General features: G+C 73.2%; 4 protein-coding genes and 1 pseudogene. 3 read left to right on the top strand and 2 right to left on the bottom strand.

Features of this window, described 5'->3' with window-relative positions:
* Together KS423_RS34800 and KS423_RS34795 are read right to left on the bottom strand one after the other, a co-directional pair.
* A pseudogene (locus KS423_RS34800) lies at positions 1-372 on the bottom strand (hypothetical protein); the annotation flags it as partial.
* 5 nt (positions 373-377) lie between these two features.
* Positions 378-1,553 carry a hypothetical protein gene (locus KS423_RS34795; protein ID WP_224283747.1) on the bottom strand — a complete coding sequence of 392 codons (1,176 nt, stop codon included), beginning with the start codon at positions 1,551-1,553 and terminating at the stop codon, positions 378-380.
* A 299-nt stretch (positions 1,554-1,852) separates the two neighbouring features.
* On the opposite strand from KS423_RS34795, the gene mtrA reads away from it, so the two are divergent.
* From mtrA to KS423_RS34780, 3 genes are read left to right on the top strand one after another with little or no spacing between them, the layout of a single operon-like run.
* Positions 1,853-2,530, top strand: coding sequence for an MtrAB system response regulator MtrA (mtrA, locus tag KS423_RS34790; RefSeq protein ID WP_030247322.1), 678 nt, complete (start codon positions 1,853-1,855; stop codon positions 2,528-2,530).
* 1 nt (position 2,531) lies between these two features.
* Positions 2,532-4,637, top strand: coding sequence for an MtrAB system histidine kinase MtrB (mtrB, locus tag KS423_RS34785; protein ID WP_374120080.1), 2,106 nt, complete (start codon positions 2,532-2,534; stop codon positions 4,635-4,637).
* Positions 4,612-6,507, top strand: coding sequence for an LpqB family beta-propeller domain-containing protein (locus KS423_RS34780; protein ID WP_224283746.1), 1,896 nt, complete (start codon positions 4,612-4,614; stop codon positions 6,505-6,507). The genes mtrB and KS423_RS34780 overlap by 26 nt, the downstream gene beginning before the upstream one ends.
* Positions 6,508-6,629: the final 122 nt, after the last annotated feature.

Below are 6,629 nucleotides of genomic sequence, written 5' to 3'. Positions count from 1 at the left end.
GGCGTGCCCGGTGGCGTCCGCCCGGTACCGGTCGGCGCTGCGCGGGCCCTCGGTGCCGTACACGTCCTGGACGGTGCGGGCGGCGCGGCGGGGTGCGCCGAGGCGCCACCAGACCGCGGCGCCGATCAGTACCGCGACGATCAGGAAGAGGATCAGTCCGGTGGTGCCGTCGGTGCCGTCGCCGGAGATGCTGTCGAGCGCGGCGGCGATGTGGTCGTAGACCCAGTCCGTGATCCGTTGCAGTACGGACGGGTCGTGCTTGTGGTACTCCGCGTCGAGCAGCTCGTCGCGGGCGGCGTCGCGCGCCGGGTCACGCGGCACGGTGACCGGTGCGCCGCCCGCGGCGAGGAGCCTGTCCCCCCAGTTAGGCATCCGGCTCAGCGCCTCGCCGGGGTGGGGTCGCCCTGCGCGCCCCAGTCGGCGCCGCCGTGCTCGGGCAGGCCGGCCGCGCGGGCGAGTTCGATGTCCAGGGCCTCGCGGCGGATCCGCTGGTCGATGTAGACCAGCACGCCGACGGCGGCGATGAACGGGGTGGTGAAGGTGCCGGCGATGATGCCGGCGACCGCCAGCAGGAGCACCATGGCGACGCCCTGGTCGGCGGTGCCGGGCAGGCCCTGGCGGTTGATGCTCTCGAAGCCCAGCACCAGGCCGAGGATCTGGAACGGGACGGCGATGACCACGGCGACGAAGAGCGCCAGCAGGTGGCCCAGCAGGTTGATGCCGAAGACCCGCCACCAGGCGCCGCGGACCAGGCGCCGCGAGCGCGACAGCGCCGTCAGCACGCCCTGCTTCTCCAGCATCAGGGCGGGGGCGGCGAGGCTGAAGCGCATCCACAGCCAGACGGCGACCGGCACGGTCAGCAGGCCGACCAGGGTGAGCAGGCCGGCGATCGCGGGGGAGCCCGTGCCGGTGGCGGTGTAGCCGATCAGCGGGGCGAAGCCGAGCAGCATCACGCCGGGGCCCAGCAGGACGGTGAGCAGGGTCAGCCCGAGCAGCTGCAGCAGCCGGGGACGGGCCTCGCGCCAGGCCTCCGCGGCGGTCGCCGACCGGCCGAGGACGGCACGGCTGACCACGATGGTGAGCAGCGCGGTGGCGAACACGTTGAGCAGCAGTTCCAGCGGCAGGTCGGCCAGCATCCGCAGGGTCTGGGTGGCCTGGCCGGTCTTGCCCTTGATCAGCAGGTTGACCAGGACGGTTCCGGCCTGGGCGATCACGGCGAACCCGAGCGAGAGTGCGAGCACGGTGCGCCAGTGCCGGCGGACGGTGGTGACGGCGGCGTCCAGCAGTTCGCCGAAGCTCAGCGGGCGCAGCGGGATGACACCCGGCTTTGGGCTCGCCGGGGCGCCCCAGCCGTACGGGCGGTGGCCGCCGGGGGGCTGCCGGCCCCACTGCTGTCCGTTCCGGGGGGTGCCGGCCGGGCCGGTCCAGCCGGGGGTGGCCTGTGGTGGTGCCGACGGCCCGGGCACGGCGGAGGGCGCGTCGGCCGGGGGCCGGGCGCCGTCGCGGGGCGGCTCGGACGAGCTGGGCGAGGCCCAGCCCGGAGTGTCGGTCATCACTGCTCCTCGGAGGGCGTCACGGGCGCGACTGCGAACGGATCTTCCGCCCGCGCGCAGCGCCCATCGTGCCATGGGGCCGGAAATCGGCCCCACGGCGATCCGGTTGCTGATCGGCAACGGTCCTTCGCGGTGGGCCGGGCGGTGGTTCCCGGCGGGGCGCGGAGGGGGTCCGGAGGAGTTTCCGGCGGGGGTATTCGCCTGGTATGGCCGGAATGCACCGGTGCGGGAGTTGGCCGTTCTGGAGCATTGGCACTGCTGTGCGGCAGGTCACAATCCGGTAATGAGAGGATGGACGCATGAAGGGACGCGTCCTCGTCGTTGATGACGACTCCGCACTGGCCGAGATGCTCGGCATCGTGCTGCGTGGTGAGGGTTTTGAGCCGTTTTTCGTGGCGGATGGGGACAGGGCGCTAGCCGCGTTCCGGGAGACCAAGCCCGACCTGGTCCTGCTCGACCTGATGCTGCCCGGCCGTGACGGCATCGACGTGTGCCGGCAGATCCGGGCGGAGTCCGGCATCCCGATCGTGATGCTCACCGCGAAGACCGACACGGTCGACGTCGTGGTGGGCCTGGAGTCGGGTGCCGACGACTACGTCACCAAGCCGTTCAAGCCCAAGGAGCTGGTGGCCCGGGTGCGTGCCCGGCTGCGCCGCGCCGAGGAGCCCACGCCCGAGCAGCTGACCATCGGTGACCTGGTGATCGACGTGGCCGGCCACTCGGTGAAGCGGGACGGCCGGGGCATCCCGCTGACCCCGCTGGAGTTCGACCTGCTGGTCGCGCTGGCCCGCAAGCCCTGGCAGGTGTTCACCCGTGAGGTGCTGCTGGAGCAGGTCTGGGGCTACCGCCACGCGGCGGACACCAGACTGGTCAACGTCCACGTGCAGCGCCTGCGTTCCAAGATCGAGAAGGACCCGGAGCGCCCCGAGATCGTGGTGACCGTCCGTGGCGTCGGCTACAAGGCCGGACCCAGCTGACGTGACGGGCCGGGCAGACGACACCCCGTCGGGTTCCGCGACCGACGGGGCCGGGGCCGTGCGCGGCGACGTGCTGAGTTCGAGCACCCGCCGCCGACGCGGCCCTTCCGGCGTGGTCGCGCTGGTGAAGCGTCAGCTGCGCCGCCCCGTGCACCGGGTGGCCGCGCTGTACCGCCGGTCGATCCAGCTGCGCGTGGTCGCGGTGTCGTTGCTGGCGTCCATCGCGGTCGTCCTGGTGCTGGGCGTGGTCGTGGTGGCGCAGGTGCGCACCGGCCTGCTCGACACCAAGATGGACGCCGCCCGCGCGCAGGCCCGGATCGGTTTCCAGGTCGAGCAGAAGAAGATCGACGAGGCCCGGGACCAGAAGCTGCGGGGCACCGCCGACCCGACCGTCGACGAGATCGGCACCTGGCTGCTGCGGCAGGTCAACGACCTGGCGGGGAGCGGGCAGACCGTCTACTCGGTGATCGCGATGGCCCCCGGCACCGGCGCCGTCGTGCCCGACACCGCCGGCTTCGCGCCGCGCTACTCGGGCGATATCCAGCCGATCAGCATCCCGGACACCCTGCGGGCGAAGCTGCTCGCCGAGCCCGGCCAGATGTTCGACCAGCCGACCCGGATCCACCGCTCGCCGGAGAGCAGCGTCAAGTCCGAGCCCGGGCTGGCCCTCGGCATGCAGTTCGTCGGCCCGGCCGGGACGCCGTACCAGATGTTCTACGTGTTCTCCTTCGGCCAGGAGACCGACACCCTCAACCTGGTCACCGGCACCCTGGCGACCGCCGGAGTGTTCGTGGTGATCCTCATGGGCGGCATCGCCTGGGTCGTGGTGCGCCAGGTGGTCACCCCGGTCCGGATGGCCGCCGGGATCTCCGAGCGGCTTGCCGACGGACACCTGGAAGAGCGGATGAAGGTCACCGGGACGGACGACATCGCCCGACTCGGGGAGTCCTTCAACCGGATGGCCAACGCCCTCCAGGCGCAGATCCGCCAGCTGGAGGAGCTGTCCCGGGTGCAGCGGCGGTTCGTCTCGGACGTCTCGCACGAGCTGCGCACCCCGCTGACCACGGTCCGGATGGCCGCCGACCTCATCTACGACAGCCGCGAGGACCTGGACCCGATGGCGGCCCGCTCGGCGGAGCTGCTCCAGGGCCAGCTGGACCGCTTCGAGTCGCTGCTCGCCGACCTGCTGGAGATCAGCCGCTTCGACGCCGGCGCCGCGATCCTGGACGCCGAGCCGGTCGACCTGCGCGAGATCGTCGCCCGTGTGGTGGAGGCCGCCGAACCGCTCGCCGAGGCCAAGGGCAGCGCCGTGGTGATCCGCGGCGACGGCGAGCCGGTGCTGGCCGAGGTGGACTCCCGCCGGATCGAGCGCATCCTGCGCAACCTGGTGGTCAACGCGCTGGAGCACGGCGAGGGCCGCGACGTGGTGGTCCGGCTGGGCTCCGCGGACGGCGCGGTCGCGGTCGGCGTGCGCGACTACGGCATCGGCCTCAAGCCGGGCGAGGCGTCCCGGGTGTTCCACCGCTTCTGGCGGGCCGACCCGTCCCGGGTGCGGACCACCGGCGGCACCGGCCTCGGCCTGTCGATCGCGGTCGAGGACGCCCACCTGCACGGCGGCTGGCTCCAGGCCTGGGGCGAGCCCGGCGGCGGCTCGCACTTCCGGCTCACCCTGCCGCGCACCCGTGGTGGCGAGATCACCCGGGCGCCGTTCCGGCTGGAGCCGGAGGACTCCCGCAACAACCGCGGCCTGGGTGCGCAGGGCACGCCGTACCGGCGGGCGATCAGCCCGGCCGGCGCGACGGCGAGCGCCGCCGTCGAGGACCACGCGGAGACGCCGGAGGCCGTGGGCAACGGCCTCGGCAGCGGGCTCGGCGGGGTGTTGAACATCGGCCCCGGGCTGGGCCGGCGCCGGATGCCGGAGGGGCCGCGCTCGGACCCCTCGGACGTGTGGACGGCCGCCGGGTACGGGGCCACCGGGGCCCAGGTCATGGTGGACCCGACGCCGGGACGGCCGTCGGTGGCACAGCGGACGGCGGAGCCGGACGTGACGGGCGGGACGACGGACGCGGAGGGGTCGCAGCGTGCGAGGGACGAGCAACAGGACTGAGCCGCGGCTCCTCGCGGCGGTCGGCGCGCTGCTCGGCGCCCTGGTGGCGAGCGGCTGCGCGGCCATGCCCGATTCCGGCGGCATCACCAGGGTGGAGCTGTCCCAGGGCTCGGCGGACAAGAACCTGCAGGCCCGGGTCTACCCGGTGGCGCCCGGCCGGGGCGCCAAGCCGCGTGAGCTGCTGACCGGGTTCCTGGACGCGGTGACCGCCGACGAGGGGTACGAAACCGCGCGCAAGTACCTCACCGAGAGCGCCGCCGCCGCCTGGAACCCGGACGCCGGGACCCAGGTGCTCTCCGCCACCACCATCGCGCCCGTCCCGGACGTCACCGACGCGGACACCGTGGTCTCCGCGGCGGTGCGCGGGCAGCTGGTCGCCACCGTCGACGAGAAGCACTCGTACCTGCTGGTGGCCGGGCAGAACAACAACGTCTCCTCCGACTTCACCTTCGTCCGGGAGAAGGACGGCGAGTGGCGGATCGACAGGCTGCCGCCCGGCGTGATCATGAACGAGACCAACTTCCGGAACAGCTTCCGGCAGGTCGAGCGGTTCTTCTACACCGCGCCCGACCCGTCCTTGGTGGTCTCCGGGAACGCCGGTCAGGAGGTGCTGATCGCCGACCCGATCTACCTGCGGCGCCGGGTGGACCCGCTCACCTCGGCCGCCCGGGCGCTCGTCGGCGGTCCCTCCACCTGGCTCTCGCCGGTGGTCCGCACGGCGTTCCCGACCGACACCACGGTCGACAAGGTGACCATCGACGACAGCCGGGTCGCCCATGTGCAGCTCGGCAAGGCGGACGTCGGCGAGCCGATGGCCTGCCGGCGGATGGCGACCCAGCTCTTCTACACCCTCGCCGACCAGGGCAAGGGCCAGGTCGAGCGGCTGGAGCTGAAGGGGCAGCGCGGCGCCTGCACGGCCAGCCGCAGCGACGTGCCGGCCACCGGCCCCGGCTCGCTGGCCGGCCCGACGGCCGCGACGCAGTACTACCAGCGCGCCGACGGTGCCCTGGTGGCGACCGACGAGGGGCGCCCCGGCGACCCGGTCCGCGGCGTCCTCGGCAAGCCGCAGTCGAACACCAAGCCGCCGCTCGGCGCCATCGCGGTCAGCCGGGGCGGTGCCCAGGCCGCCGCGATCAGCGAGGACGGCCACCAGGTCTACTCGGTGCAGCTGACGGACAACGCGGTGAACCTGGGCGAGCCGGTGCTGAGCTCGTCGGCGAAGTCCGGCGACAAGGAGGACGGCTTCGCCTCGCCCAGCTGGGACGGCCGCGGCAACCTCTGGGTGGTGGACCGCAACAAGCAGACCTCGTCGGTGGTGATGGTGCGCGGCAACAAGCCGTCCACCGTGCCGGTCGAGGGGCTGACCGGGCAGACCGTGCAGGCGCTGAAGATCTCCTCGGACGGCGTCCGGGTCGCCCTGGTGGTCAAGAGCCCGGGCGTGGCCACCCGCTCGCTGATGTTCGGCCTGGTGGTGCACGGCGGCACCCCGCAGGCGCCGACCGTGAAGATCACCGGGCTGCGCCGGGCCGCACCCACGCTCACCGATGTCGCCTCGGTGTCCTGGGCGGATGCCGACCAATTGCTGGTGCTCGGCAAGGAGGCCGACCGGACCCAGCAGCTCTACTTCATCAGCACCGACGGTTCGCAGAGCACGGACACCCAGCTGCAGAGCGCCGAGAGCATGATGACCGTCGCGGCCTCGGAGTCCCGGGCGGACAGCCTGACCCAGGCGCCGCCGGTGCTCGCGATGGCGGAGGTCAAGCAGACGGACGGCAAGCCGAGCGAGGTCAAGGCCTACCGGCTGGTCAACAACCAGTGGCGGGAGGCCCCGCTGATCGACAAGCCCCGGTCGTTCTTCTACGCGGGCTGACGCCGCGTCCGGACGGGCTGACGGGCCTTCCGGTCTGCCTGAGGCGCCGACAGCGGCGGTCAGCCGGCCGGGCGCACCGTGGCCGCGACCGTGGCGCCGGCCCGGGCCGGCAGGCCGGCGTC

This window comes from Streptomyces sp. LS1784, from assembly GCF_020103755.1.
GTDB lineage: Bacteria > Actinomycetota > Actinomycetes > Streptomycetales > Streptomycetaceae > Kitasatospora.
The sequence above is the reverse complement of the archived record's forward strand: the minus strand, read 5'-3'. Positions and strand labels throughout refer to the sequence as shown.